This window comes from Actinoplanes ianthinogenes (assembly GCF_018324205.1).
GTDB classification, from domain to species: Bacteria; Actinomycetota; Actinomycetes; order Mycobacteriales; family Micromonosporaceae; genus Actinoplanes; species Actinoplanes ianthinogenes.
In genome coordinates this window covers 2,676,426-2,700,954 of sequence record NZ_AP023356.1, presented here as the reverse complement: position 1 = coordinate 2,700,954, position 24,529 = coordinate 2,676,426, and the positions used below count along the sequence as shown (strand labels likewise).

Genomic DNA, 24,529 nt, shown 5'->3' with positions numbered 1-24,529 from the left:
GTGCACGTTCACACATCCGAAACGAGGGATTCAACTCGTCGCAATGTGTGCACGTGCACACACCTGTGACCAGGAGTTTTATGAGCGAGATCGTGCTGGGTTGTGACTACAACCCGGAGCAGTGGACACCCGACGTCTGGCGCGAGGACGTCGCGCTGATGCGCGAGGCCGGCGTCGGCCTGGTCGCGGTCAACATCTTCGGCTGGTCCAGCCTCGAGCCCAGCCCCGGCCGGTACGAGTTCGACGGCCTGGACGAGATCATCGGCCTGCTGCACGCCGGTGGCATCCGGTTGAACCTGGGCACCGGCACCTCGTCCCCGCCGCCGTGGCTGACCACCCTGCACCCGGAGGTGCTGCCGGCCGCCGCCGACGGCACCATCCGGTCCCCGGGCGGCCGGCAGGCCTGGTGCCCGAGTTCCCCGGTCTTCCGGGACCAGGCCTACGCGCTGGTCCGCCAGGTCGCCCAGCGTTACGGCGACCACCCAGGGCTCGCCCTCTGGCACGTCTCCAACGAGCTGGGCTGCCACAACGCGCTCTGCTACTGCGAGGTCAGCGCCGAGGCGTTCCGCTCCTGGCTGCGCCGCCGGTACGGCAAGATCGAAACCCTGAACGAGGCCTGGGGCACCGCCTTCTGGAGTCAGCGGTACGGCGACTGGGCCGAGATCCAGCCGCCCCGGACCGCCCTGTCGATCCGGAACCCGGCACAGATCGTCGACTTCCACCGGTTCAGCTCGGCCGAGCTGCTGGACTACTACCGCGGCGAGACCGAGATCCTGCGGGCGCACTCGGCCGCCCCGGTCACCACGAACTTCATGGTCACCGCGCACATCCGCAACCTGGACTACTGGTCCTGGGCGCCGGAGATGGACGTGATCGCCAACGACCACTACCTGGACCACCGGCTCGCCGACCCGGCCGCCGAGCTCTCCTTCGCCGCCGACCTGACCCGGGGTCTGGCCGATGGCAAGCCGTGGATGCTGATGGAGCAGTCGGCCGGCGCGGTCAACTGGCAGCCGCACAACCTGACCAAGGCGCCCGGCGAGATGCTCCGCAACACGCTCACCCACGTGGCCCGTGGCGCCGACGCGATCTGCTTCTTCCAGTGGCGGGCGTCCGCGCAGGGCGCCGAGAAGTTCCACTCGGCGCTGCTGCCGCACGCCGGCACCGACACCGTCGCCTGGCGGGAGGTGCTGCGCCTGTCCGCGACCCTGGACGCGATCGGCGAGGTGGCCGGCACGACCGTCGAGGCCGACGTCGCGCTGATCTTCAGCTGGGAGTCGTGGTGGGCCGCGGAGGGGGAGGCCCGTCCGTCGCAGGCGGTGCGGTACCTCGACCAGGTGCACGGGGCGCACCGGGCGCTGCGCGAGCTCGGCGTCACCTGCGACGTGGTCTCCCCGGACGCCGACCTGACGAAGTACAAGCTGGTCGTCGTCCCCTGCCTCTACATGGTGGGCGACCTGGCCGCGGTACGGATCGCCGACTACGTGGCCGGCGGCGGGCACCTGCTCGTCACCTTCTTCAGCGGGATCGTCGACGAGCGGGACCGGATCCGCCTCGGCGGCTACCCGGGCGCGTTCCGGGACGTGCTGGGCGTGCGGGGTGAGGAGTTCGCGCCGCTCAAGCCGGGTCACCAGGTGACACTGAGCAACGGCGCCACCGGGACCCTCTGGACCGAGCGGCTGCGGACCACCACGGCGGAGACCGTCGCGGGCTATCTGGACGGGCCACTGCCGGGGACGCCGGCGATCACCCGGAACGACTTCGGCGACGGGACGGCGTGGTACGTCGCCACGGCGCTCGATGCCGACGCCATGCGGGAGATGACGCTCCAGGTCGTACGGAAAGCGGAAGTTGACCTTGAAGAGACGCACGGGGCGGAGGTGGTGCGCAGGAAGGGGGACGGGGGCAGCTACCTCTTCGTCGTGAACCACGGGGCGAATCCCGTCGAGCATCCCGCCACGGGACACAACCTCATCAGCGGAGAGCGGGTCGACGGCGTGCTCCGCGTCGAGGGCGGCGGCGTGGCCGTGGTCCGGGAGGAGGAACCGGCGTGATCAAGAAAAGATCGATCCTCCTCTTCGTCGCCCCGTTCGGGCTGCTGTTCCTCGCGTTCTACCTGGTGCCGATCGGGTACGCGATCAAGCAGTCGCTCTACAAGGTCACCCGCACCGGCACCTTCGGCCCGTCCCGCGAGGTCTTCGGCGGCCTGGAGCAATATCAGCGCGTCTTCCAGAACGGCCCGTTCTGGGAATCGGTCGGCCGGGTCCTGCTCTTCGGCGTGGTCCAGGTCCCGATCATGCTGGGCCTGGCCCTGGTGCTCGCCCTGCTGCTCGACTCCGGGCTGGTCAGGGGCCGGCGCTTCTTCCGGCTGGCGTTCTTCGTGCCCTACGCGGTGCCCGGGGTGGTCGCCGCGATCATGTGGGGCTTCCTGTACTCGCCGAACCTGTCGCCGTTCACCGCGGTCACCAGGACCTGGGACCTGCTCTCCGCGGACCTGGTGCTGTGGGCCATGGCCAACGTGGTGACCTGGGTCTACGTCGGTTACAACATGCTGATCATCTACTCCGCCCTGCTGGCCGTCCCGCAGGAGGTGTACGAGGCGGCCAAGATCGACGGCGCCGGCCAGTGGCGCACCGCCTGGTCCATCAAGATTCCCCTGGTGATGCCGGCGATCGTGCTGACGACGGTCTTCTCGATCATCGGCACCCTGCAACTGCTCGCCGAGCCGCAGGTGTTCCGCACCTTCAGCTCCGCGGTGTCCAGCACGTACACCCCGAACCTGACCGTGTACTCCACCTCGTCGATCCCGAACTTCAACCTGGCCGCCGCGTTCAGCGTGGTCCTGGCCCTCGCGACCTTCGTCCTCTCGTTCACCTTCCTGAAGTTCACCCAGCGCGGAGGCGACAAGTGAGGGCGAAGACCGCGGCGATGGCCGTCATGGGAATCTGCACCTTCTACTTCCTGGTCCCGATCTGGTGGCTGTTCGTCGGCGCGACCAAGTCCCGTGGCGACTTCTCGAATTCCGCCCCGCTCTGGTTCGCCGACTTCCACCTCGGGCAGAACCTGAGCGAGCTGTTCCACTACCGCGACGGGGTCTTCCTGCGCTGGCTCGGCAACAGCGTCGTCTACACCGGCGGCGCCGCCCTGCTCGGCACCCTGCTCGCCGCGATGTGCGGGTACGCCCTGGCCAAGTACCGCTTCCCCGGCCGGGAACTGCTCTTCACCGTCGTGCTCGGCGGCGTGCTGGTCCCGGCCACCGCGCTGGCCCTGCCACTCTTCCTGATCTTCAGCCGGCTGGAGGCGACCGACACGTTCTGGTCGGTCTTCCTGCCCAGCCTGGTCAACCCGTTCGGCGTGTACCTGGCCCGGATCTACGCCACCGCGAGTGTTCCGGACGAACTGCTGGAGGCCGCCCGGCTCGACGGCTCGGGCGAGGTGCGCACCTTCTTCACCGTCTCCAGCAAATTGATGTTCCCCGCCCTGGTCACCATTTTCCTGTTCCATTTCGTCGCGGTCTGGAACAACTTCCTGCTCCCGCTGATCATGCTCGGCAACGAGCGGCTGTTCCCCGTGACGCTCGGCCTCTACTCCTGGAACACCCAGGTCAACCAGCTCCCCGAGTTGCGCATGCTGGTGCTCACCGGCGCCCTCGTCTCCATCGTCCCCCTGGTCGTCGCCTTCCTGCTGCTCCAGCGGTTCTGGAGAAGCGGTCTGGGAAGCGGCGCCGTCAAGTAATCCCTCCGGTTTGATAAGGCGGATAAAAAGTGAAAAAACTGGCAATAGCCCTGCTGGCCTCCTCGCTGGCCCTGACGGCCTGCTCGGCAAAGGCTGACGAGACCGACGAGGCCACCGGCTGCGCCGCTTCCAAGAGCCCCGTCTCCCTCACTTTCACCTCCTGGATCCCGAAGATCGAAGAGGTCGTCAAGGTCTGGAACGACAAGCACCCGAACGTCCAGGTCAAGGTCCAGACCGGCCCGAACGGCAACGGCGGCACCTACCAGAACTTCTTCAACCAGCTGAAGGCCGGCAACGCCCCCGACCTCGGCCAGATCGAGTACGACGCGCTGCCCAGCTTCCGCGTCCAGGACGGCCTGACGAACCTGGCCGACTGCAAGCCGGTCGCCGACGCGAAGGACCAGTTCGTCGACTGGACCTGGAACCAGGTCACCTTCGGCGAGCAGAACTCGGTGTACGGCGTGCCGCAGGACGCCGGCCCGATGGCCCTGTTCTACCGCAAGGACCTGTTCGCCAAGGCCGGCATCCCGGTGCCGACGACCTGGGAGGAGTACGCCGCGGCGGCCGTCAAGGTGAAGGCCGCGGGCGGGTACATCACCAACTTCTCGCAGAGCGACATCAACCAGTTCGCCGGGCTGGCCTGGCAGGCGGGTGGCCGCTGGTTCGGCAACGACGGCAGCAAGTGGACCGTCAACCTGCAGGACGAGGCGACCACCAAGGTGGCGAACTACTGGCAGGACCTGATCACCAAGAAGCTGGTCTCCGCGGTGCCGCCGTGGACGACCGAGTGGGACAACGCGTACAACAAGGGGCAGGCCTGGACCTGGGTGTCCGCGGTCTGGGGCGCCAACTCGATCGCCTCGGGCGCGCCGGACACGTCCGGCAAGTGGGCGGTCGCCCCGATGCCGCAGTGGACCTCCGGCGGCAAGGTGGCCGGCAACTGGGGCGGCTCGTCGACCGCGGTCTTCAAGGGCTCCAAGCACCCCTACGAGGCGGCCGAGTTCGCCATCTGGCTGAACACCTCCCAGGAGGCGCTTACGCTGCTCAACCAGGGGGCCAACCTGTACCCGGCGACCAAGGCCGGCGCCACGCTCCCGGCCCTGTCCAAGGGCGTCGACTTCTACGGCGGGCAGAAGATCTATGACGTCTTCGCCGAGGCGTCCACGCAGGTCACGCCCGACTTCACCTGGGGACCGACGATGACCTCGACGTACGCCACCGCGTCCGACGGCTTCAAGGCCGCGGTCTCCGGCAGCGGCACGCTTCTCGACGCGCTGAAGAAGGCGCAGACGTCGACGATCGAGAACCTCAAGTCGCAGAGCATCCCGGTCGCCGAGTGACCGAGTTCCACCTGCGCGCCGCGGGAGTCAGCCTCGTGCTCGACTCCCGCGGCGCCGTTCTGCACTGGGGCCCGGATCTGGGTTCCCTGCCCTTTTCGCTGGCCGCTTCACAACTTCCCGCCATTCCGCCCAGCTCGATCGACGTACCGTTGTCGTTGCCGTTGCTGCCCACCGCCGGTGACGGCTGGTCCGGCCGGCCCGCGATCGCGGGCCACCACGACGGAAAACCATGCGGCACGCTGCGGACCGTCTCGGTTCAGGCCCTTTCTCAGACGATTTCGGTACGGTCGGAGAGCGCCGACGGTGTCCACGTCACCACCGAAGCCGACCTGACTGCCGAAGGTGTCCTGCGAGTCCGGCACGTCCTGGAGAATCGCGGTCCCGGTGTTTTCGCATTGGCGAACCTGGATGTGCTGCTACCCCTCCCGGCCGAGGCGTCCGAGCTGCTCGACTTCACCGGCCTGTGGGCGCACGAGCGGCGGCCGCAGCGTACGGCGCTGCGCCAGGGCGTGTGGAGCAGGGAGAGCCGGCACGGGCGCCCCGGGCACGACGACGCTTTCCTGATGATGGCCGGCACGCCCGGATTCGGATTCCGCAGCGGCCGGGTCTGGGCGGTGCACCTGGCGTGGAGCGGCGACAAACAGATCTGGGCCGAGCGATCGGCGCTCGGGCCGTCGGTCATCGGCGCGGGGGAGTTGCTCGCCCCGGGCGAGATCCGGCTGGCGCCCGGGGAGTCGTATGCGACACCGTGGACGATCGCGGTGTACTCCGATTCCGGCATCGACGGGCTCTCCGATCGGCTGCACCCGTGGATCCGTTCCCTCAAAGCTTTCGCCAAGCCGCGACCGGTCGTGCTGAACACCTGGGAAGCCGTCTACTTCGACCATTCCCTGTCCCGGCTCACCGCATTGGCCGACGCCGCGGCCGAGGTGGGCGTCGAACGATTCGTGCTGGACGACGGCTGGTTCACCGGACGCCGGGACGACCGGCGCGCTCTCGGTGACTGGTACGTCGATCCCGAGATCTGGCCGGACGGCCTGCATCCGCTGATCGCGCGCGTCCACGCCGCCGGGATGGACTTCGGGTTCTGGGTGGAACCGGAGATGATCAGCCCCGACTCGGTCGTCGCCCGCGAGCACCCGTCCTGGATCCTCGGCCCGCCCGACGCCCTCACCTGGCGTCACCAGCGCGTCCTGGACCTGTCGATTCCGGCCGCGTTCGACCATGTCCGCGGGCGGCTCACCGACCTGCTGACCGAGTACCCGATCGCCTTCCTCAAGTGGGACCACAACCGGGACCTGCTGGCGCCCGGGACCGCCCACCGGCAGACGACCGCGCTGTACCGGCTGCTCGCTGCGCTGCGTGAAGCCTTCCCGCATCTGGAGATCGAGAGCTGCGCCTCCGGCGGCGGCCGCGTCGATCTGGGCATCCTGCCGTACGCCGACCGGTTCTGGACCTCGGACACCAACGATCCGCTGGACCGGCAGCGGATCCAGCGCTGGACCGGCGTGCTCATCCCGCCCGAGCTGCTCGGCGGACACCTGGGCGCGGGCGCCGCGCACGTCACCGGCCGCCGCTCGGCGCTCGGGTTCCGGCTGGCCACCGCCCTGTTCGGGCACGCCGGCATCGAGTGGGACGTGTCCCGCGCGTCGGCCGCCGACCGCGCGTCGATCGCGGGCTGGACCGCGGAGTACAAGCGCCTGCGGCCGCTGCTGCACTCCGGTGTGGTCGTCCGGGCGGACTCGCCGGATCCGGCCGTCCTGGTGCACGGTGTTGTCGCCCAGGATCGGTCGGAGGCGGTGTTCGCCCTGGTCACGCTGGACTCCACGGCGGCGGCCCTGCCGCCGCCGGTGCGCTTTCCGGGTCTCGACCCGGACCGGGCCTACACGGTGCGGCCGGTGGGCCTGCCGCCGCGGGCGGTCCAGGACGCGCCGCCGCCGTGGCTCGCCGGTGGGGCGGTGACGCTGCCCGGCCGGGTCCTGGCTGAGGTCGGCTTGCCGGTTCCGCTTCTGGTCCCGGAACAGGCCGCTCTTTTCGCCCTTACAACAGTCTGAAACTGTCATTTACGCGGCACTTTTGACGTCCGCAGGCGTCGCGAGGCGCTGTCGGGGGGACCGGCGCGGCCGCCGGTCACGGTTGGCGTCCGGTCACGGTCTGGGTGCCGGGCCACGGAGTTGCTGGTCGCGGTTGCGGCCGCCGGTCGTGGTGGGGTGCTGGTCACGGTCTGGGGGCCGGGCCACGGAGTTGTTGGTCGCGGTTGCGGCCGCCGGTCGTGGTGGGGTGCTGGTCACGGTCTGGGGGCCGGGCCACGGAGTTGTTGGTCGCGGTTGCGGCCGCCGGTCGTGGTGGGTGCTGGTCACGGTGTGGGCGCCAGGCCACGGGGCTGTTGGTCACGGCCCGGCCGCCGGTGCGGTCGGTCGATGACCGGTCAGATCTGGTGCGCAGCCGGTTCCGGTTCACAGCCCACTCGCCGGCTGACGCGATTCTCACGTTATGCCCTACTATCTCCGCCGCCGGGCAACGCCACCTGCCCTCCTCGCGCTCCCCGGCTGGTCCTCATGGCCCTATCGGAGCTCGTGGTAGGGCCATGTGCGCCAGCTCGATGCACCCGGCTGGTCCTCATGGCCCTGTTTCGACCCTCGGTAGGGCGCTGGGTGCCAGCTCGATGTGCCCGGCTGGTCCTCATGGCCCTATCGGAGCTCGCGGTAGGGCCATGAGCGCCAGCTCGATGTGCCCGGCTGGTCCTTATGGCCCTGTTCCGACCCTCGGTAGGGCGCTGGGCGCCAGCTCGATGCGGCCGGCTGGTCCTCATGGCCCTGTCCCGACCCGTGATAGGGCCCTGGGCGCCAGCCGGGTTCTCGGCTGGCGCCCAGGGCCCTTAGAAATGCACATCAGACGGTTGTCCACAGGCCGCCCGCCCAAGATCGCGGCTGTCCGTCATGCTGGCGCAGGGCAGGCCCCCAGGGCGGGCGGGGACTGGGAGGTTGGGGGCTTTGGGGATCATCGCGTTGGTCGGGTGTTTGTCGTGGATGTGACAGAGGCGGGCGGTGGCTGGGTCCGGGCGGTGACGATGTCACTCCATCGTGGACCCGGGGGTGGCATCGCATGGTTCGGCGCGGGATGACGTTGACGCTGGCAGCGCTGCTCGCCACCACCGCGCTCGGTGCTCCGGCGCAGGCCGCCCCGGGCACCGAGCGGTATGTCGTCCGGCTCGCCGGTGCGACTGCGCCGGATCGGGTCACCCGGCCGGCGGGCGGCAAGGTGCACCACCGGTTCACCGCCGCGCTGCACGGTTACAGCGCCGACCTCACCCCGGCCGCCGCGGCCCGGCTGCGCCGTGACCCGGCCGTCGCCTCGGTCGACGTGGTCCGGCCGGTGCGGATCAGTGACACCCAGGCCGGCGCCGGATGGGGCCTGGACCGCGCCGACCAGCGGGCGCTGCCGCTCGACGGCAAGTACTCCTGGAGCGGCGGCGGCGCCGGGGTCACCGTCTACGTGGTCGACACCGGCGTGATGACCACCCACACCGAGTTCCAGGGCCGGGCCACCGCGCCGATCAGCACGGTCGACGACCCGTTCGGCACCACCGACTGCAACGGGCACGGCACGCACGTGGCCGGCACCGTCGCCGGGGTCACCTACGGCGTCGCCAAGAAGGCCCGGGTGGTCGGGGTCCGGGTGCTCGACTGCATGGGCAACGGCACCGACGAGGGGGTCGCCGCCGGCCTCGACTGGGTGATCGCCAACCACGTCAGCGGCCCGGCCGTGGTCAACCTGAGCCTCGGCGGCGACCCGTCACCGGTCCTGGAGCAGGCGGTGACCAACACGATCGCGGACGGCATCACCGTGGTCGCGGCGGCCGGCAACGACAGTGGTGACGCCTGCCAGCACAGCCCGGCCCGGGTGCCGGCCGCGGTCACCGTCGGCGCCACCGCCCAGGACGACACGCTCGCCTGGTTCTCCAACCGCGGCCCGTGCGTCGACCTGCTCGGGCCCGGCGACGGCATCCTGTCCGCCACCACCTGGTCGGACACCGCCAGCACCACGATGTCCGGCACCTCGATGGCCACTCCGCACGTGGCCGGCGCCGCCGCCCTGCTGCTCGGCCGTGAGCCCACACTCACCCCCGCGGTGGTCGCCGCCCGGCTCACCTCGTCGGCCACCCCCGGCGTGCTCAAGGGGGTGCCCGGTGACACGCCGAACCTGCTGGTCAGCACGCTGACCACGGTGCTGCCGCTGACCACCCCGGCCACCCGCCGGCTGCCGGACCCGCTGGCCGGCCGGGCGTACGCCGCCACGCTCCAGGCCACCGGTGGCGTCGGGCCGTACACCTGGAGCATCACCGCGGGCACCCTTCCGGCCGGGCTGACGCTCAACGCCGCGGGCAAGCTCAGCGGGACGCCGACCGCCGTCGCGGCCGCGACCACGGTCACCGCGCGGGTCAGGGACAGCGGCGGGCGTACCGCCGACTCGAAGGTGACCCTCGCCGTCCGCACGGCGGGGTTGCCGGCCGTCGGCGAGTTCGTGCCCGCGGTGCGCGGCGCAGGAGGCGGCCAGTCGTCTGCGGACTCGGGGCCGGTGTCGCTGAGCGCCGACGGGCGGTACGTCGCGTTCGTCTCCGCCGCCGGTGACCTGGTCGCCGGGGACACCAACGGGGTCGCCGACGTCTTCGTCACCGACCTGGCCACCGCCACCACCACGCTGGTCAGCCGTACCACCGCCGGGGCGGTCGCGGACGCGGAGAGTTGGGAGCCGGACATCTCGGCGGACGGGCGGTGGATCGCGTTCACCTCGTCGGCCCGGCTCGCCACCGACGACACCAACGACACCGCCGACGTCTACCTCGCCGACCGTACGACCGGCGCGGTCAAGCTGGTCAGCCGTCCCGCGGGCAAGCCGGCCGCCGGGCGCAGCCACGCGCCGTCGGTCAGTGCGGACGGGGCGAAGGTCGGCTACGTCTCGTCCGAGCCCGTGCTGTGGGGCGGCATCGACCCGGCGATCACCGATCAGGTGCTGGTGGCGACGATCGCGACCGGCGCGCAGACGCTGGCCAGCGTCACCACGGCCGGTAAGGCTCCGGCGGACAGTGGCAGCAGCGACCCGCGGATCTCCGGCGACGGGCGGTATGTCGCCTTCACGTCGGCCGCCAAGCAGCTGAGCGGGACGACGCCGGTGAGCAACTACGCGGATCACGCGTACCGGCGGGACCTGACCGCCGGTACCACCCGGATGGTGTCCACCCGGGCCGACGGCACCGCCGACACCTGGGGCGAGTTGCTCGACATGTCCGCCGACGGCCGGTACGTGCTGGTCACCTCGATGGATCAGCTCGCCGGCGACGTCGGTGCCGTGTACACCCAGGCCTACTGGCGCGACCTGACCACCGGCACCACCCGGGTGGCCAGCCGGGACCCGGGCGCCGCCTACACCTCCGACCGGGTGCAGACCGGCCGTCTGTCCCGTGACGGCACCCAGGTCACGGTCTCGGTCCTGGACAGCGACACGAACCTGGTCAGCGTGCTCGCGGTGACGCCGTCCACGGGCGCGTCCCGCCGGATCGGCCCGTGGTACGCCCCGCTCCCACAGGATTACTCCGGTACCTGCCGAGTCGCCGAGGGCACGGCCCTGTCCCGTGACGGGGCCTACGTCGCGCTGGCCACCACCGACGCCTCCACGGTCCCGGGCTACACCTCGGGCCCGCTGACCCCGGCGGTCACCCGGTTGCGATGACGGCGGCTTCCGCCGTACGAAAATCCGGTCTTGATCTTGCGGAGTGAGAAGGCGGCCGGAAGCGGGCGGCGGCCGCAGGGGAGGCGGTCAGTTCCCGGCGGGAGGCGCCCGGGAGCGGGCGGCGGGCCGCAGGGGAGGCGGTCAGTTCCCGGCGGGAGCCGGCGGCGGGCCGCAGGGTAAGCGGTCAGCTCCCGGTGAGAGCGACCGTGAGCAGGACGAAAGCCGTCCCGGAGGCGGCCAGACGCACATGGTTCCAGAGGAGCCATCGCCGCTCGCGGAAAGCGACCCGGACCGCCGCCACATCGATCACCGCGGGGTCACCGGCGGCCTTGAGGGCGTCGTTGAGCGGCAGGTGCACCGCGACCGTGATCACGACGACCGCCAGATAGAGGGCGAAGGCGCTCCAGATCAGCACGCCGGGGCGCAGGAAGCCGGCCGCGGCGATGGCGACCGGCGCGCCCAGGAACGTGATCATGAACCAGGGGTTGATGATCGCGCGGTCGACGGCCTGGAAGGCGGCGACGAACGTGCGGTCGTCGGTCTGGCGGAAGGCCGGCATGAGGGTGTGTGAATACAGCGCGAAGACGCCGGTGGCCAGTCCGGTCAGGACGGTCGCGGCGATCAGGACGGCCGGCATCAGCGGGGGACTTCCAGGCGGGTCGTGCCCAGGGTGAGCAAGACGCTGCCGCCCGTGTGGACCAGGCGGAGCAGGACGTCGCCGCACCGCGGGCAGCGGGCGACGACGCCCGGGGCCGGGGTCCAGACGCGGAGCGTGGCGACGGCGCCGGTGTGCCGGCAGCCGCCGCAGGTGAAGCGGGCAGCGGTCATGTCCCGCGCGAAGATCTCGGCCAGGTCGCCGGCCAGGCTGTTGCCGTCCAGCTCCGTCATCACTTGCCGCCGAATCGCTCGGTGCGGACCTTTTTCGGGTCGTGGCCGAGGGCGACCAGGATGTCGGCGGCGGTCTCGACGAACGCGGTCGGGCCGCAGACGAAGACGTCCGGGGCGAAGTCCGGCGGCCAGCCGTGCGAGTTGAGCGTGGCCACGTCGATCCGTTTCGGCGGCGCGGGCCAGCCGTCCGGTGCCTTGCGGGTGTAGACGAAGTGGACGTCCAGGCCCGGGTCGTCGCGGACCCGGCGGCGCAGCTCGTCGGCGTAGCAGGCGTCCTGCGGGGTGCGGACCGAGTAGATCAGGCGGAACGGCTGGCGGGCGCGGCGCCGCCCGCGGTCGCGGATCATCGACATCAGCGGCACGATGCCGGAGCCGCCGGCCACCAGCAGGACCGGCACGGGCTGGGCGGCGCGCCAGACGAACCAGCCGCCGATCGGGCCGCGCAGCTCGATCTGGTCGCCGGCCTGGACGACGTCGGTCAGATAGGGCGAGACCTCGCCGTCGTCGAGCCGCTGAATCGTGATCTCCACGGGACCGTCACCGGGCCAGTCCGAGGCGATCGAGTAGCTGCGCTGCGCCGAATAGCCGTCCTCGGCGGTCAGGCGCAGGTCGAGGTGCTGGCCCGGCAGGTGGCCGGACCAGTCCGGGATGTCCAGGATGAGCGTGCGGGCCGACGGGGTCTCCTCGCGAACCGCGGAGACCGTCGCGGCCTGCCAGCTCAGTCGCCCTGGTAGCGCTGCTCTGACCACGGGTCTCCGTACATGTGGTAGCCGGCCGCCTCCCAGAAGCCCGGCTCGTCCTCGACCAGCATCTCCAGGCCGTTGACCCACTTCGCCGACTTCCAGAAATACAGGTGCGGGACCAGCAGCCGGGCCGGGCCGCCGTGCTCCGGGTGCAGCGGCTCGCCGTCGAACTCGTAGGCGATCCACGCCTTGCCGTCGAGCAGATCCTCGAACGGCAGGTTCGTGGTGTAGCCGCCGTAGCTGTGCGCCATCACGTAGTCGGCGGCGGTCTCCACGTCCTCGAAGAGGGTGTCCAGCGAGACGCCGCGCCAGGTGGTGCCGAGCTTGGACCACTTGGTGACGCAGTGGATGTCCCGGGTGATCTCCTCGGACGGCAGCGCGGTGAACTGCTCCCAGTCCCAGGTGTGTTTCTCACCGGTCTCGGTGGCGACGGTGAGTTTCCACCGGTCCAGCGGGACGCGCGGGGTCGGCCCGGCGGAGAGGACCGGGAAGTCGTGTGTCAGGTACTGACCGGGAGGCAGGTCGGGGGCGGAGTCACGCCGCCGCCCGCCGAAGCCCCGGGAGATGATGCCCATGAGGTATGAGTAAACCTCAGGCCTTCACCGTCTTGCTGGTGACTCCGGCCACCTTGCTGGTGGAGGCGAGCACCACGCGGTAACTTCCGCCGCCGACCAGGCCGGTGACCTTGCGGCTGCTCGTGGCGGAGTAGGTCTTGACGGTGGACCAGCGCTTGTTGACGTACCGCTGCACGGTGAGCTTCTGGCCGGCCACGCCGGTGACCTTGACGGTGAGGGTCTTGGTGGCGGTGCGGGACACCGCGACCACGGCCTTCACGGTGTACGTGCTGGTGGCGCTCGCGGTTCCCGCGGTCAGGCGGACCCGGAACGAGGCGGTCGCGGTCCGGGCCACGGTGTAGGCGCCGGTGCTGCTCGTCGTCGCCGGGGTGCAGGACCAGGCGGCGCCGCCGACCGAGGTGCAGACGCCGACCGGCTGGGCCGACGCCGGGCTGACCTGGAAGACCGTGCTGGTCCGCGTGCCATAGGCGACCACCCGGCTGGTCACATTTGAGGTGACCTTGACAACGGGGGCGGGCGTGACAGGGGCGGGCGTGACGGGGACGGGAGTGACGGGGACGACCTTGTCGAGGGCCGCGGCCGCGTCCACCCGCCCGTACCCGAAATCGTTGTCCTTCCCCGCCGCCCCGAGGTCCACCGCCGACCCTTCCAGAGCCGACTCCACCTCGTCCGGCGTCAGCCCCGGCTTCGCCGCGAGCAGCAACGCCGCGACCGCGGCCACGTGCGGTGACGCCATCGAGGTCCCGTTCATGGTGGCGTACCCGGCGGCCGCGAGCCCGGTCGGATACGTGCTGATGATCGAGCTTCCCGGCGCGGCCACGTCGACGTAGTCCCCGGCGTTCGAGTACGACGCCACCTGGTCGGCGGAGTCGGTGGCGGCCACCGCGATCACCCCGGGATCCGCCCCGGGGTAACTGGTCGGGCTGCCCTTCTGCCGCTCGTTCCCGGCCGCGGCCACCACGACCACACCCTTACTTCTCGCGTACGCCACCGCGCTGCTCACCGCGCTGGACCGGTCCGTCCCGCCCAGCGACATGTTGATCACGTCAGCCCCGTGGTCGGCGGCCCAGACGATGCCCTGGGCGGTGTCCGAGTCGTAGCCGACGCCCTTCGCGTCCAGCACCCGGACCGGCAGGATCTTGACGTCCGGGGCGACCCCGGCCACCCCGATCCCGTTGCCGGCCAGCGCCGCGACGGTGCCGGCCACGTGCGTGCCGTGCCCCTGCGGGTCGGTGGTGCCGCCGTCCTGGTCGGTGGTGGCGTCGTACCCGGTGAGCACCTGGCCGGCCAGGTCCGGGTGGCTCGCGTCGACGCCGGTGTCGATCACCGCGACGGTCACCCCGGTCCCGGTCGAGCGCTGCCAGGCGGTGGGCACGTTCATCCTGGTGAGGTCCCACTGCCGGGACCGGTAGGTATCGGTGCCGGTGGGCGCCTCCAGCGCGCGGACGATCCCGTCGACCTCGAGGCCGAGCGTGTGCGGGCCGGACACCTGGTGCACGGTGATCACCGGGCGGCCGTCCGGGTCGAGCACGGTGCTGACCATCCGGGTCGGCTCGGCCGGGGCCGCCAGAACGGGGGCGGCCGGTACGCCCAGCACGCCCACCGCCGTCACCAGTCCCGCCAAAGCCGTGCGTCGCATCCGTGCCACCTCTCGTCCGTGATCGGTCCCGTGGGCAAAGGTCCGTCCGGCGGAGTGCGAGCAGGTCATGTCCGGGTTGCGGTTGCGGTGCGGAGATCCGGTTAGAATCGGGCGTATGCCGCTGACCGGGGAATACGAGCCCAGCACCTCCAACTGGGCGCGCGAACAGGCCGAGAAGTTCGATGCGAGCGACGGGACCGACGCCAACACGATCCAGGGCAGGCCGATCATCCTGCTCACGTCCGTCGGCGCGAAGACCGGGAAACTGCGCAAGACCCCGCTGATGCGGGTCGAGCACGAGGGGGAGTACCTCGCGGTCGGCTCTCTCGGCGGCGCCCCGAAAAACCCGGTGTGGGTCTACAACCTGCGCAAGAACCCGCATGTCGAGCTTCAGGACGGCGCGGAGCGGCATGACTACACCGCACGGGAGCTGTCCGGCACGGATCGGGAGGTCTGGTGGGCGAGGGCGGTCGAGGCGTTTCCGAACTACGCGGACTACCAGACCAAGACGGAACGGTTGATCCCACTGTTCCTCTTGCAGCGCCGCTGACGGCCGGTGAGGGCGACTCCGGGTCGCCCGCAACCCGCCCGGTGGGCGCGAATAGCGCGGAAAAAGGGGATGCCACCAGGCCAATCGGCCGCGATCATGGAGGCATGCGGACCCCCCACCAGCCCCTCGACCGCGCCAACGGCGCGGCGGTCCCGGCCGCGCGCACCCCGGAGGTGACTCCGGCGAGCCTGCCGCTGGCCGGCTCCATCGACGACGGTGACCGGCTGGTGGATCTGGTCGACCTGATCGCGCTCGACCCGTTCGTCACCGGCAAGGAGCCGTTCGGCCGCACCACCTGGCTGGAGAATCTCCGTGCCGACGCGCCGCTGACCGTCCCCGACGCGAGAGTGGTGCGCGACGCGGTGGAGGACGACGGGCACGGCCGGCTCAGCACCGGCGACGGCTGGACCCTGCACGTGATGCGGTGGAAGCAGAGCCGCCGCGCCCGGGTCACGGTCACCGCGATCTCCAGCGAGCTGGCCGAGACCGTGCTCACCGCGGTGATCGCCGACGCGGTGGAGGAGCCGGCCCCGGCCGACGACAGTGTCCCGGTGGGCTTCTGGCACTACGGCCCGCACGGTCCGCGCCGCACCCAGCGGGAGATCGGCGCCGCGCCCTGGGAGACGATCAAGCCGAATTACGCGCGCCCGGTCGCCGACACCCTGGAACGGCTGATGGCGATCGACGCGACCTCGGTCACCGGCCGGCTCCTGCTGCTGCACGGCGAGCCGGGCACCGGCAAGACGACCGCCCTGCGAGCGCTCGCCCAGCAGTGGCGTTCGTGGTGCCAGGTGGACTGCGTGCTCGACCCGGAGCGGCTCTTCGGTGACCCGGCCTACCTGATGAGCGTGGCGCTGGGCAGCGGCGACGAGGACGAGCCGAAGTGGCGGCTGCTGATGCTCGAGGACTGCGACGAGCTGATCAGCGGGGACGCCAAGGCCAGTGCCGGGCAGTCGCTGTCGCGGCTGCTCAACCTGACCGACGGCCTGCTCGGGCAGGGGCGCAACGCGCTGATCGCGATCACCACGAACGAGGACCTGTCCTCGCTGCACCCGGCCGTGGTCCGGCCCGGGCGCTGCCTGGCCAGCATCGAGGTGGGTCGTTTGCCGTACCAGGAGGCGGTCACCTGGCTGGGCACCTCGAAGGGCATCAGCCCGGAGGGCGCGACGCTGGCCGAGCTCTACGCCCTGCGCACCGGCGCCGAGCCGGTCACCGTCCCGAAACAGATCCCATCGACCGGGATGTATTTGTAGGCTCCGTGCAACCTGGGTGGTCGTCACCCGCGACGGAAGGGTGACGACCACCGACCGGGGGAGCAGGATGCGTTCCGACCTCGAACGGGAGTACGTCGACTACGTGGCCGGGCGGTTGTCCCGGCTGCATCGGGCGGCGTACTTCCTCTGCGGTGACCGGTACCGGGCGGACGACATCGTCCAATCGACGGTCACCTCGCTGTACCTGTCCTGGAAGAAGGCTGTCCGGGCGGACAACCTGGACGCCTACGTGCACCGGATCCTCGTCCGGCGTTACCTCGACGAACGGCGCCGCCGCTGGAGCCGGGTGCTGCTCGGCGAGCACGTGCCGGACCGCCCGGCGCCGTCCGGGAACGGCGTGGAGGTGCGGGACGAGCTGATCACGGCGCTGCGCACGTTGCCCAAGGGGCAGCGGACCGTGCTGGTGCTGCGGTATTTCAGCGACCTCTCGGTGGAGGACACCGCGGAGGCGCTCGGCTGTTCGGTGGGCAACGTCAAGAGCCAGTGTTCGCGCGGCCTGACCGCGCTGCGCGCTGCGCTCGGCACCTTCGAGGAAGCGAGGTAGCGGCGTGGACCAGGAACAGGCATTGCGGGAGCGGTTGGCGAAGGCGAGTGCGCCACCCAGCCGTGTCTCGATCGACTCGGTGTTGCCGGCCGCCCAGCGGGCGGCGCGGCGGAGGCAGGCGCTGTGGGCGGGCGCGGGCGTGGCGCTGGCCGTCGGCGCGCTGGTGACCGTGCCGAACGTGCTGCTGGGCGACGAACGGGCGCCGGCGGTGACAGCCGCCCCCTCGAAAGCCACGCCGTCAGCGGTCGCACCGTCGACGAGCATCCCGGAAAACGATTGCCGGATGCGGGAGCTGCCGGTACCCAAGGGGATGACCGGCGTCGAGGCGGACGGCATCGACCCGACGGGGCGCTACATCGTCGGCCACGCCACGAAGAAGCAGGACTTCCTGCCGATCCTGTGGACCGACGGAAAGCCCGAGGCGCTCCCGATGACCGCGAAGTCGGTGCAGCTCAGCGCGGTCAACCCGAACGGCGTCGTGGTCGGCCTGTCCAGTGACGGCACCGAGGACGAGGTCTTCCGCTATGCGAACGGCACCTACACCACCCTGCGCATGCCGCCCGGCGAGTGGCACCCGTACCCCGAACCGGTCGTCAACGCGGCCGGTGACGTGCTGATCAACGCCGAGCCGAGGGGCAATATCGAGGGCAAGGGCGCCATCGTCCTGCTCTGGAAGGCCGGCTCCACCGAACCGGTCCGGCTCCCGCTGCCCAAGGGCGCGCACGGCTCGGCCCTCGCCGACGACGGCACGATCGCCGGCGCGATCTACTCCGGCGGAGCGAAGGCCGCCTACGTTTGGGACCAGCAGGGCACGGGCCGGAAACTGAAGACCCCGGCCGGGCAGCGGACCGCCGGTTACGCGATGCGCGGCGACTGGGTGACCGGCGGCGTCTGGGAACCCGGGCACGCCGGGCTCTGGAACCTGCGGACCGGGGCGCTCACCGAGATCACGGCCGGCGACGAGCCGGGCGAGGCGGTCAACGCCTCCGGATGGGCGCTCACCGCCGGCGGCCGGCTGATCCGTGACGGCCGGGTGGTGGAGCTGCCCGGGCCCGGCGCCGGGCGGATCGTGCGCTCCAGCGGTCTGAGCGACGGCGGCCTGGTCGTCGGTGGCGTCGAGCTGTCCGACGGCCTGATGCACCCCCGCGTCTGGCAGTGCTGAGCTACTCCGGGGTGTTGCCGCTCGCGCCGCCGACCTGGAACGAGCCGCGCACCCCGGAGTAGGCCAGATGCGCGACCAGACCCTCCGGCACGTGCTCCAGGTTGTGGCAGTGGTCGGCCCAGATGCCCGGGTTGCCGGCCACGAAGGCGATCTCGAAGGTGTCGCCGTCCGGCACGTCCAGCGAGTCGGTCCACCACGGGCTGCCGGTGGCCGCGACACCGTTGCGGCTGAGCACCACGACGTGATGACCGTGCAGGTGCATCGGGTGCACCTTGCCGCTGCCGTTGTGCACGGTCATCCGGACCACGTCACCGGTGTCGACCATGAACATCGGGACGTCCGGGAAGAGATGGCCGTTGATCGTCCACCACATGCCCGGCCGCCCGTCGAGGAACCCGAAGCGCCTGCCGATGTCGTACTGAAAATGGCGGTTCGCCTTGTCCGGATCAAAACCGAGAGGAGCGATTTTTCCGTACGCGAGGAAGTCCACTGTGGCAGCCGGAAGCGGCGCAGCGGCCGTCCCGCCGGCGACCAGCGCCGCACCGCCACCGGCGTCCACCCGGCCGGGCGCGGTCAGCTGGAGATCCACCCGGCCGCCGGCGGTCACCAGCACCGCCTGGTTCTCGATCGGTCCCGGCTGGTTCACGTCGTGCCCGTCGATCGCCGTGAGCCGGAATGACGTGCCACTGACCCAGATCCGGATCGGCCCCGCATCCGTGTTGATCAAGCGGATGTATCGCGCGGACAAATCCGACACCTCCGGCTTGCCGTTGATGGTGCGCTTGCCCTGGTAGGTGTGCACCATCGCGACCTGATCCTGCGTGGTGCTCCCGCGCGGCACGATCACCAGGGCGCCGAACAGGCCGTTCTTGACCTGCTCGTGCGACACCTGATGCGAGTGGTACCAGTAGGTCCCGGCGTCCTTCGCCACGAACCGGTACACGAAGCTCTGCCCGCGCGGCACCGCGTCCTGGGTCACCCCGGCGACGCCGTCCTCCCCGTTCGGCACGTCCACCCCGTGCCAGTGCAGGGTCACCCCGTCCGGCACCGACTCGTTGACCAGGGTCACCTGGATCAGCTGCCCGCGCGTGGCGCGGATCTCGGGCCCGGGGGAGGTGCCGTTCAGCGTGTACCGCGAGCCGTCCTTGCGGGCGGTCAGCGTCACCGCCACGTCCGGCGTCCCGCTCGGACCCCTGAGGTCGGCCACCGACAGCCCGGCGCCGTGATCGTGGCCGGCCGCCGGGCCGCCGCCGCTGTCGGGGTATCCCATCGTGGCCATGTCGTAGGTGCCCGGGACCAGGCTGTCATACCAGAAATAGCCGATCGGGCCGAGCACGGCGAGGGCCGCCACCACGGCGATGGCGGCCCTGGTCGAGCGGCGCATCAGGCGACCGGGGCGGGCGCCTGCCGGGTGACCCGCGCCTTGCGCATGGCGTTCTCGGCGAGGCCGGCGACGGCGAGCGCGTTCAGGCCGTGCAGCGCGCCGAGCAGCGGCACGTTGTAACTGGCGAAGGCCAGGACGACCTGGAGGACCACCGCGCCGAAGACGAACAGGGCGTACCGCACCCCGTTCGGGACGCCGGCGAAGAAGGAGATCACCAGGAGCGCGACCGCCAGCAGCGGGATCACCATCCCGCCGACCACGCTGTGCAGCACGTGGCCCCAGTTCTGCGTGTTGTTGTCGAAGACGCCACCGTCGTCGACGTCGCTGAGCACCTGGAACCACGCGGCGGCGACCGCGACGAGCTGAATGACGACGCCGGCCAGAATCAATCCAGAAATGGCGCGATAAGCGGAGCGCATCGGGCTTTCCCCCTTCAAGTACCGATGCTCTCAGCGTTCTCCGGGGGGTCAGACCGGGCAATACACCGCTCGACGTATCTGCGTCGGACGGTGTACTCCCGCGGGGACGAAACGCTTGTCGGCGGCGCGCGGGCCGTACGACTCCAGGGTGACCGGGACCCTGAGCAGGGCACCGATCGCGCCCGCCCAGTCGTCGGGCCGGTGCAGCTCAGCGGGGGTGGCGCGGTGCAGGAGCGCGGTCAGGGTCGCCTGGTGCTCCAGGTCGCGGTGCGCTCCGGGGACGATGCGGCCGGTCTCCCGATAGGACGTGCAGATCCGCAGGGCCGGCTCCCGGAGGGGCGCGTCCAGGTGGGTGACGGCCAGCTCGTCGACGCCGCCGCAGACCTCCACGGCGTACCGGTGGGCGACCGCGTCGAAGTGCCCGGCCCGGAACGCGCCCTGCCACTCGCCGTGCCCGTTGTGCGCCTCCGGCAGGTCGAGCCCGGGATCCTCGGTGACGAACGGGCCGGCCCCGTGCCGGGTGGTGTAGGTGCGCACCACGCCGAGCCGCCGGAACGACGGGCAGAGCTCCGCGACGTTGTCGAAGGTGGTGGTGGACCAGGTGGTGTGCGGGTGCCAGCCGCGCCACTCGTCGAGCAGCACGCCCTGCGCGCCCTCGAAGACGCACGGGCCGTCGGCCAGGAGCCGGCCGGTGTACCGGTCGTCGACGATCCGGACCGTCCGGCCGAAGGCCGTGAACGCGTCCACGACGTCGTCGAGCGGGATGTCGCGGAACCCGTAGGCGTCCCGCACCATCGTGAGGCGGCGCCGCAGACGTGCGGGGGAGCGCACGTCTGCGACTCGGGGCGCCTCGGGGGTGCTCAGGGCGTACGCAACCGTCTCGCCCACCCCCATCCCGCACGAACCGTGCCGGTCCGAGCGCTCCCTGAGGTGATTTGCCGCGCGATGCCACGGAGTGGCGAGCAGTGCGTCGCCGTCCACCGTGAGCAGGTCGAACGGGTTGCCCAGCGCGGCCGCCTCGGCGGCCAGCGCGAGCGGATCGACGATCATGAAGCGGGTCAGGTGGGTCGGCACGCCGCGCAACGTGCCCGAGCCGAACTGGCTGAACGTGTGGTGCCGCCCGTCGTCGGTGACCACGTTGTGCGCGGCCTGCGCTCCCCCGTTGAAGCGCAGCACCGCCCGCACCGCGCCGCGCCCGCACAGCGCGTCCACCACGGTGCCCTTGCCGGCGTCCCCGTAGCCGAGGTCGACGACCGCGACGTGCTCCGTCATCACAGTCGTCGGGTGGTCAGGGAGAGCTGCGGCGTTTTCGGGACGCTGTCGGTGGTCACCTGCCGGGCGATCGTCTCGCAGACGTCGTCCAGGTCGTCCAGCTCCAGCACGTTCTGCCCGAGCAGGTCCCGCCAGGTCCGGAGGATCTGCCGGTCGCCGCCGTAGCTCGCCGCGGTCGGCAGGATGAAGAACACCTCGAACTTGCGCCGCAGCTCGGCGAGGATCTCCCGGGTCGGGATCGCCTGGCGCAGGTCGTCACCGATGACCGTGCCGACCTCCCGCGGGTCGACCTGCTCGTAGGGCATCTCGTCACCGATCAGGAACAGGAAGCCCTTCCGCTGCCGCTCCACCATCGAGTCGGTGATCACGTGCCGGGCCAGGAAGTACATCGCCAGCTCGTAGGACTCCCGCCGGCCGCCGCCCCCGCCGCCCTCCAGAACGATCTTGGACAGGTCCTCGTCCATCCGGTTGTCCGACTCGAACTGGCCCACCTGGAGCGGCACCCGGTCGCAGGTGGCGTCGCCGATCGCGCCGAACATGATCTGCGGGTCGGTGACCTTTCCCTGCCGGGTGAGCAGGCCGAGCAGTTGCGGCAGCCTGGCCTGGAGCACCCGCGGCACGTGCCGCATCGAGCCGGTGACGTCGAACATCACCACGATCGGGGTGCTCTCCGGGTGCTCGTCGCTGTCCCGGCACTCCCGCATGAACACGCCGCGCGGGTCGAGGTCCGGGTGCGCGGTGCGGGCGCCGCTGTCGCTGTAGGCGAAGGCGCTCTGGCCGGTCGCCGCGCGGTAGTGCTCGGCGGCGGTGTAGACGTCGGTGGACCAGCGTCCGCTTCCCATGATGTCTCTCCTAGATCCGGTAACGCGGGGGGATGATCTGATCGAATTCGGTGAGGAGGTGCCACGCGTTCTGCGGGCGCATCTGCGGGCGGTCGTAGCGGCAGCCGTCGGCGAAACGTCGCAGCGGATCCGGCATGGCACTGCCGAACAGCCGGATCATCAGCTGGCTTGCCAGGTGGATGTCGGTGGCGGCGGTGACCGGCCGGGTCAGGAGCACCTCGGGCGGGTAGTCCCGCTCCCGCTTCGCGATGATCGCTTTCGGCCGGGCGCCGACCGCGGTGGCGTAGCACCAGTCGATCAGGACCAGGCCGCGCCGGTGCGGCTCGATCAGCACGTGCTCCTCGAAGACCGCGCCGTGCACCAGGCCGGCGCGATGCGCCCAGCCCAGGCCGGCCAGCAGCCGCCGCCAGATCCAGACCAGATCGACGGGCGACAGGTCACCGCTGTCGGTCAGGTCGCGGAAGTCCCGTCTCCGGGTCAGGACATTGACGGTACGGCCATCGCGTCGTCCCGTGTCCCGCAGCCGCGGCGCGTAGGCCTGGAAGTCCGGGTGCCCGTGGCGGCGGAGTCGGCGCAGGGCGCCGGCCTCGGCCTCCATCAGGTCGTTGTCGCCGGGGTCCCGGGGGACCTTGATCAGCAGGTCGCCGTCCTCGTACAGGTCGGCGATGTCGCCGGAGCGCCAAGCGTTCTCGTCCGGCCCTCTTCTGCCCGGTCCTTCTCTGACCGGTCCTCTTTCGCCGGGTGCTCTTTCGCCCGGCCTTCGTTCGCCGAACCTGTGCTCGCCGGGTCCTCTTTCGCCCGGCCCCGGCTCGTCGGGGCCTTGGTAGAGGTCGGTCAGCTTGGCGAAGGCCGCCGTCGCGGGCCCGCGCAGGGCCGGGCCGGCCGCGTCCGGGTGCACGATCTTGGCCAGGATCCGGTAGGCCGACTGCCGCCGGCTGTCCACCCCGGTCGTGTCGACCAGCTCGGCGAACGTGCCGGCCGCCCGGATCGCGGCGGCCACCTCCTCGAAGGACGACCTCATCGGATCCGGTCCTCTCTGGTGGGCCGCAACAGCGCGGGGTGCAGCAGCGTCGCGTCGCCGGCCCGGTAGAGCTTGGCCTTGGGGCCGCCGCGCTCGCCGCCCCGGGTGGCGGTCGCGCCGGTGCTCTCCACGAAGCCCGGCACCGACAGCACCTTGCGGTGGAAGTTGCCGGCGTGCAGCTCCTCGCCCCAGACCGCGGTGTAGACGGCGCGCAGCTCGGAGATGGTGAACTCGCTGTCGACGAAGGCGGTCGCGAGTGGCGTGTACTCGAGCTTGTCGCGGGCCCGGTCGAGGCCCTCGGCCAGGATCTGGTCGTGGTCGAAGGCGAGATCCTCGACCTTGTCGACCGGGACCCAGAAGGCGCCGGCGGCGTCGCTGCCGGCGGTCGGCTCGGGCAGGTGCGGGGCGAAGGCCAGGTAGGCGACCGAGACGACGCGCATCCGGGGGTCGCGGCCAGGATTTCCGTACGTCCGGAGCTGCTCCAGGTGGACCCGTTGCAGCGGACCCTCGCCCGGGTGCAGCCCGGTCTCCTCGGCCAGCTCGCGCAGCGCGGCGTCGTCGAGGGTCTCCTCGCGGACGAAGCCGCCGGGGAGGGCGCGGCGGCCGGCGAACGGCTGCTCGCCGCGCTCGACGAGCAGGACGCAGAGCTTGCCGTCCCGGATGGTGAGGGCGACGACGTCGACGGTCACGGCGACGGCGGGGTAGTCCCGCGGGTCGTACTCGGCCAGGAAGCTCGCCTCGTCCGTCATCGCCCGTCCTCTCACTCGGAGTATTACTCACTCTGAGTCTTACTCGATGTGAGATGAACCTAGCGCGGCCTGCGACCCCTGTCAACGCGGAACCCGCCGCCTCGCGGTGAGGCGGCGGGTTCCCGGGCTCCTACTTCTCGTATGTCAGACAGTCGGCCCGGTCGGCCGAAGCGCCGACGGTAATGGCCGGGGCCTGACATTCGAGATTGTTGTTGTACTTGCAGTCGGCGCGCTTGCACGCGCCCACCTGAGCGGTGGCCACACCCATCCCGCCACTGAGGCCGGCCCCGATGAACGTGTCACACTCCGCGTTCATGTCCCCGATGGTGATCGCGAAAGCGGTGCATCCGTCGTGGTTGTAGCCACAGTCCGTGACCGTGCAGGTCTGAACCCGAGGCATGTTCATCATCTGAGTCATCGCGCGTCCTCCCTCTGGTCCCCGGTTTTCTGTGCCCTGAATGTAACCCTCGCGCCACCGCCGAAACCGTTTCCCCGGATGACGTTCCTGGCGCTGAATAGTCATTTCGCAGGCCATTTAGGCGAGGCGAACCTTAGTTTTTACCGGGCGGGTGATCGCCGCATAGGCATATTTCGAGGTGGCGAGGAGATCAACGACTCTACCAGGCGAATGTCTGACATATGAGGATGTTTGCGACTCTACC

The 24,529-nt window shown here is 70.8% G+C and carries 22 protein-coding genes; 10 read left to right on the top strand and 12 right to left on the bottom strand.

Going from position 1 to position 24,529, the window contains the following annotated elements; translation table 11 throughout:
- Positions 1 to 80: 80 nt before the first annotated feature.
- From Aiant_RS12460 to Aiant_RS12435, 6 genes are all read left to right on the top strand, one after another.
- Complete coding sequence (locus Aiant_RS12460) at positions 81 to 2,054, top strand: beta-galactosidase (protein WP_189335334.1); 1,974 nt, start codon at positions 81 to 83, stop codon at positions 2,052 to 2,054.
- On the top strand, positions 2,051 to 2,911 hold the full coding sequence (locus Aiant_RS12455) for a carbohydrate ABC transporter permease (RefSeq protein ID WP_189335333.1): 861 nt from the start codon (positions 2,051 to 2,053) through the stop codon (positions 2,909 to 2,911). Before Aiant_RS12460 ends, Aiant_RS12455 begins: the two co-directional genes overlap by 4 nt.
- A complete protein-coding gene (locus Aiant_RS12450) occupies positions 2,908 to 3,735 on the top strand; it encodes a carbohydrate ABC transporter permease (RefSeq protein WP_229831180.1) in 828 nt (275 codons plus the stop codon). The genes Aiant_RS12455 and Aiant_RS12450 overlap by 4 nt, the downstream gene beginning before the upstream one ends.
- 29 nt (positions 3,736 to 3,764) lie before the next feature.
- On the top strand, positions 3,765 to 5,075 hold the full coding sequence (locus Aiant_RS12445) for an ABC transporter substrate-binding protein (protein ID WP_189335332.1): 1,311 nt from the start codon (positions 3,765 to 3,767) through the stop codon (positions 5,073 to 5,075).
- Positions 5,072 to 7,129 (top strand): alpha-galactosidase, encoded by a 2,058-nt coding sequence (locus Aiant_RS12440; protein WP_189335331.1) that lies wholly within the window; start codon positions 5,072 to 5,074, stop codon positions 7,127 to 7,129. Before Aiant_RS12445 ends, Aiant_RS12440 begins: the two co-directional genes overlap by 4 nt.
- 1,066 nt (positions 7,130 to 8,195) lie before the next feature.
- On the top strand, positions 8,196 to 10,805 hold the full coding sequence (locus Aiant_RS12435) for a S8 family serine peptidase (protein ID WP_189335330.1): 2,610 nt from the start codon (positions 8,196 to 8,198) through the stop codon (positions 10,803 to 10,805).
- Positions 10,806 to 10,989: 184 nt separating this feature from the next.
- On the opposite strand, the gene Aiant_RS12430 is transcribed toward Aiant_RS12435, so the two are convergent.
- The 5 genes from Aiant_RS12430 to Aiant_RS12410 are packed head-to-tail and all read right to left on the bottom strand — an operon-like array spanning position 10,990 to position 14,650.
- Positions 10,990 to 11,442, bottom strand: coding sequence for an anthrone oxygenase family protein (locus Aiant_RS12430; RefSeq protein ID WP_189335329.1), 453 nt, complete (start codon positions 11,440 to 11,442; stop codon positions 10,990 to 10,992).
- Positions 11,442 to 11,693, bottom strand: a complete 252-nt coding sequence (locus tag Aiant_RS12425) for a DUF6510 family protein (protein ID WP_189335328.1) — start codon at positions 11,691 to 11,693, stop codon at positions 11,442 to 11,444. Before Aiant_RS12425 ends, Aiant_RS12430 begins: the two co-directional genes overlap by 1 nt.
- Positions 11,693 to 12,442 (bottom strand): ferredoxin reductase, encoded by a 750-nt coding sequence (locus Aiant_RS12420; protein WP_229831177.1) that lies wholly within the window; start codon positions 12,440 to 12,442, stop codon positions 11,693 to 11,695. Before Aiant_RS12420 ends, Aiant_RS12425 begins: the two co-directional genes overlap by 1 nt.
- On the bottom strand, positions 12,412 to 13,011 hold the full coding sequence (locus Aiant_RS12415) for a sulfite oxidase-like oxidoreductase (RefSeq protein WP_189335327.1): 600 nt from the start codon (positions 13,009 to 13,011) through the stop codon (positions 12,412 to 12,414). The genes Aiant_RS12420 and Aiant_RS12415 overlap by 31 nt, the downstream gene beginning before the upstream one ends.
- Before the next feature lie 16 nt (positions 13,012 to 13,027).
- On the bottom strand, positions 13,028 to 14,650 hold the full coding sequence (locus Aiant_RS12410; RefSeq protein ID WP_189335326.1) for a S8 family peptidase: 1,623 nt from the start codon (positions 14,648 to 14,650) through the stop codon (positions 13,028 to 13,030).
- Between the two features lie 115 nt (positions 14,651 to 14,765).
- Here Aiant_RS12410 and Aiant_RS12405 point away from each other — a divergent pair, with 115 nt between their 5' ends.
- The 4 genes from Aiant_RS12405 to Aiant_RS12390 all read left to right on the top strand — a co-directional run bounded on the left by Aiant_RS12405 (position 14,766) and on the right by Aiant_RS12390 (position 18,180).
- On the top strand, positions 14,766 to 15,200 hold the full coding sequence (locus tag Aiant_RS12405) for a nitroreductase family deazaflavin-dependent oxidoreductase (RefSeq protein ID WP_189335325.1): 435 nt from the start codon (positions 14,766 to 14,768) through the stop codon (positions 15,198 to 15,200).
- Between the two features lie 104 nt (positions 15,201 to 15,304).
- Complete coding sequence (locus tag Aiant_RS12400; RefSeq protein ID WP_189335324.1) at positions 15,305 to 16,453, top strand: DUF5925 domain-containing protein; 1,149 nt, start codon at positions 15,305 to 15,307, stop codon at positions 16,451 to 16,453.
- Positions 16,454 to 16,520: 67 nt separating this feature from the next.
- The gene (locus tag Aiant_RS12395) at positions 16,521 to 17,018 is read left to right on the top strand and encodes a SigE family RNA polymerase sigma factor (protein WP_189335323.1); all 498 of its coding nucleotides are present in this window, start codon (positions 16,521 to 16,523) and stop codon (positions 17,016 to 17,018) included.
- A 4-nt stretch (positions 17,019 to 17,022) separates the two neighbouring features.
- Positions 17,023 to 18,180, top strand: coding sequence for a hypothetical protein (locus Aiant_RS12390; RefSeq protein WP_189335322.1), 1,158 nt, complete (start codon positions 17,023 to 17,025; stop codon positions 18,178 to 18,180).
- Position 18,181: 1 nt separating this feature from the next.
- Here the strand turns inward: Aiant_RS12390 and Aiant_RS12385 are convergent, their stop codons facing one another.
- The 7 genes from Aiant_RS12385 to Aiant_RS12355 form a co-directional block, all read right to left on the bottom strand.
- Positions 18,182 to 19,564: a multicopper oxidase family protein gene (locus Aiant_RS12385; RefSeq protein WP_189335321.1), complete on the bottom strand. Its 1,383-nt coding sequence runs from the start codon at positions 19,562 to 19,564 to the stop codon at positions 18,182 to 18,184.
- Positions 19,564 to 19,983, bottom strand: coding sequence for a hypothetical protein (locus tag Aiant_RS12380; RefSeq protein ID WP_189335320.1), 420 nt, complete (start codon positions 19,981 to 19,983; stop codon positions 19,564 to 19,566). The genes Aiant_RS12385 and Aiant_RS12380 overlap by 1 nt, the downstream gene beginning before the upstream one ends.
- A gap of 48 nt (positions 19,984 to 20,031) precedes the next feature.
- Positions 20,032 to 21,255: an adenylosuccinate synthetase gene (locus Aiant_RS12375; RefSeq protein WP_189335319.1), complete on the bottom strand. Its 1,224-nt coding sequence runs from the start codon at positions 21,253 to 21,255 to the stop codon at positions 20,032 to 20,034.
- Entirely contained in the window at positions 21,255 to 22,097 is an 843-nt protein-coding gene (locus Aiant_RS12370; protein ID WP_189335318.1) for a hypothetical protein, read from the bottom strand. The genes Aiant_RS12375 and Aiant_RS12370 overlap by 1 nt, the downstream gene beginning before the upstream one ends.
- 10 nt (positions 22,098 to 22,107) lie before the next feature.
- Positions 22,108 to 23,118 carry a protein kinase family protein gene (locus Aiant_RS12365; RefSeq protein WP_189335317.1) on the bottom strand — a complete coding sequence of 337 codons (1,011 nt, stop codon included), beginning with the start codon at positions 23,116 to 23,118 and terminating at the stop codon, positions 22,108 to 22,110.
- Positions 23,115 to 23,867, bottom strand: coding sequence for an NUDIX hydrolase (locus Aiant_RS12360; protein ID WP_189335316.1), 753 nt, complete (start codon positions 23,865 to 23,867; stop codon positions 23,115 to 23,117). Before Aiant_RS12360 ends, Aiant_RS12365 begins: the two co-directional genes overlap by 4 nt.
- Before the next feature lie 130 nt (positions 23,868 to 23,997).
- Entirely contained in the window at positions 23,998 to 24,285 is a 288-nt protein-coding gene (locus tag Aiant_RS12355) for a DUF1540 domain-containing protein (protein ID WP_189335315.1), read from the bottom strand.
- Positions 24,286 to 24,529 lie beyond the last annotated feature (244 nt).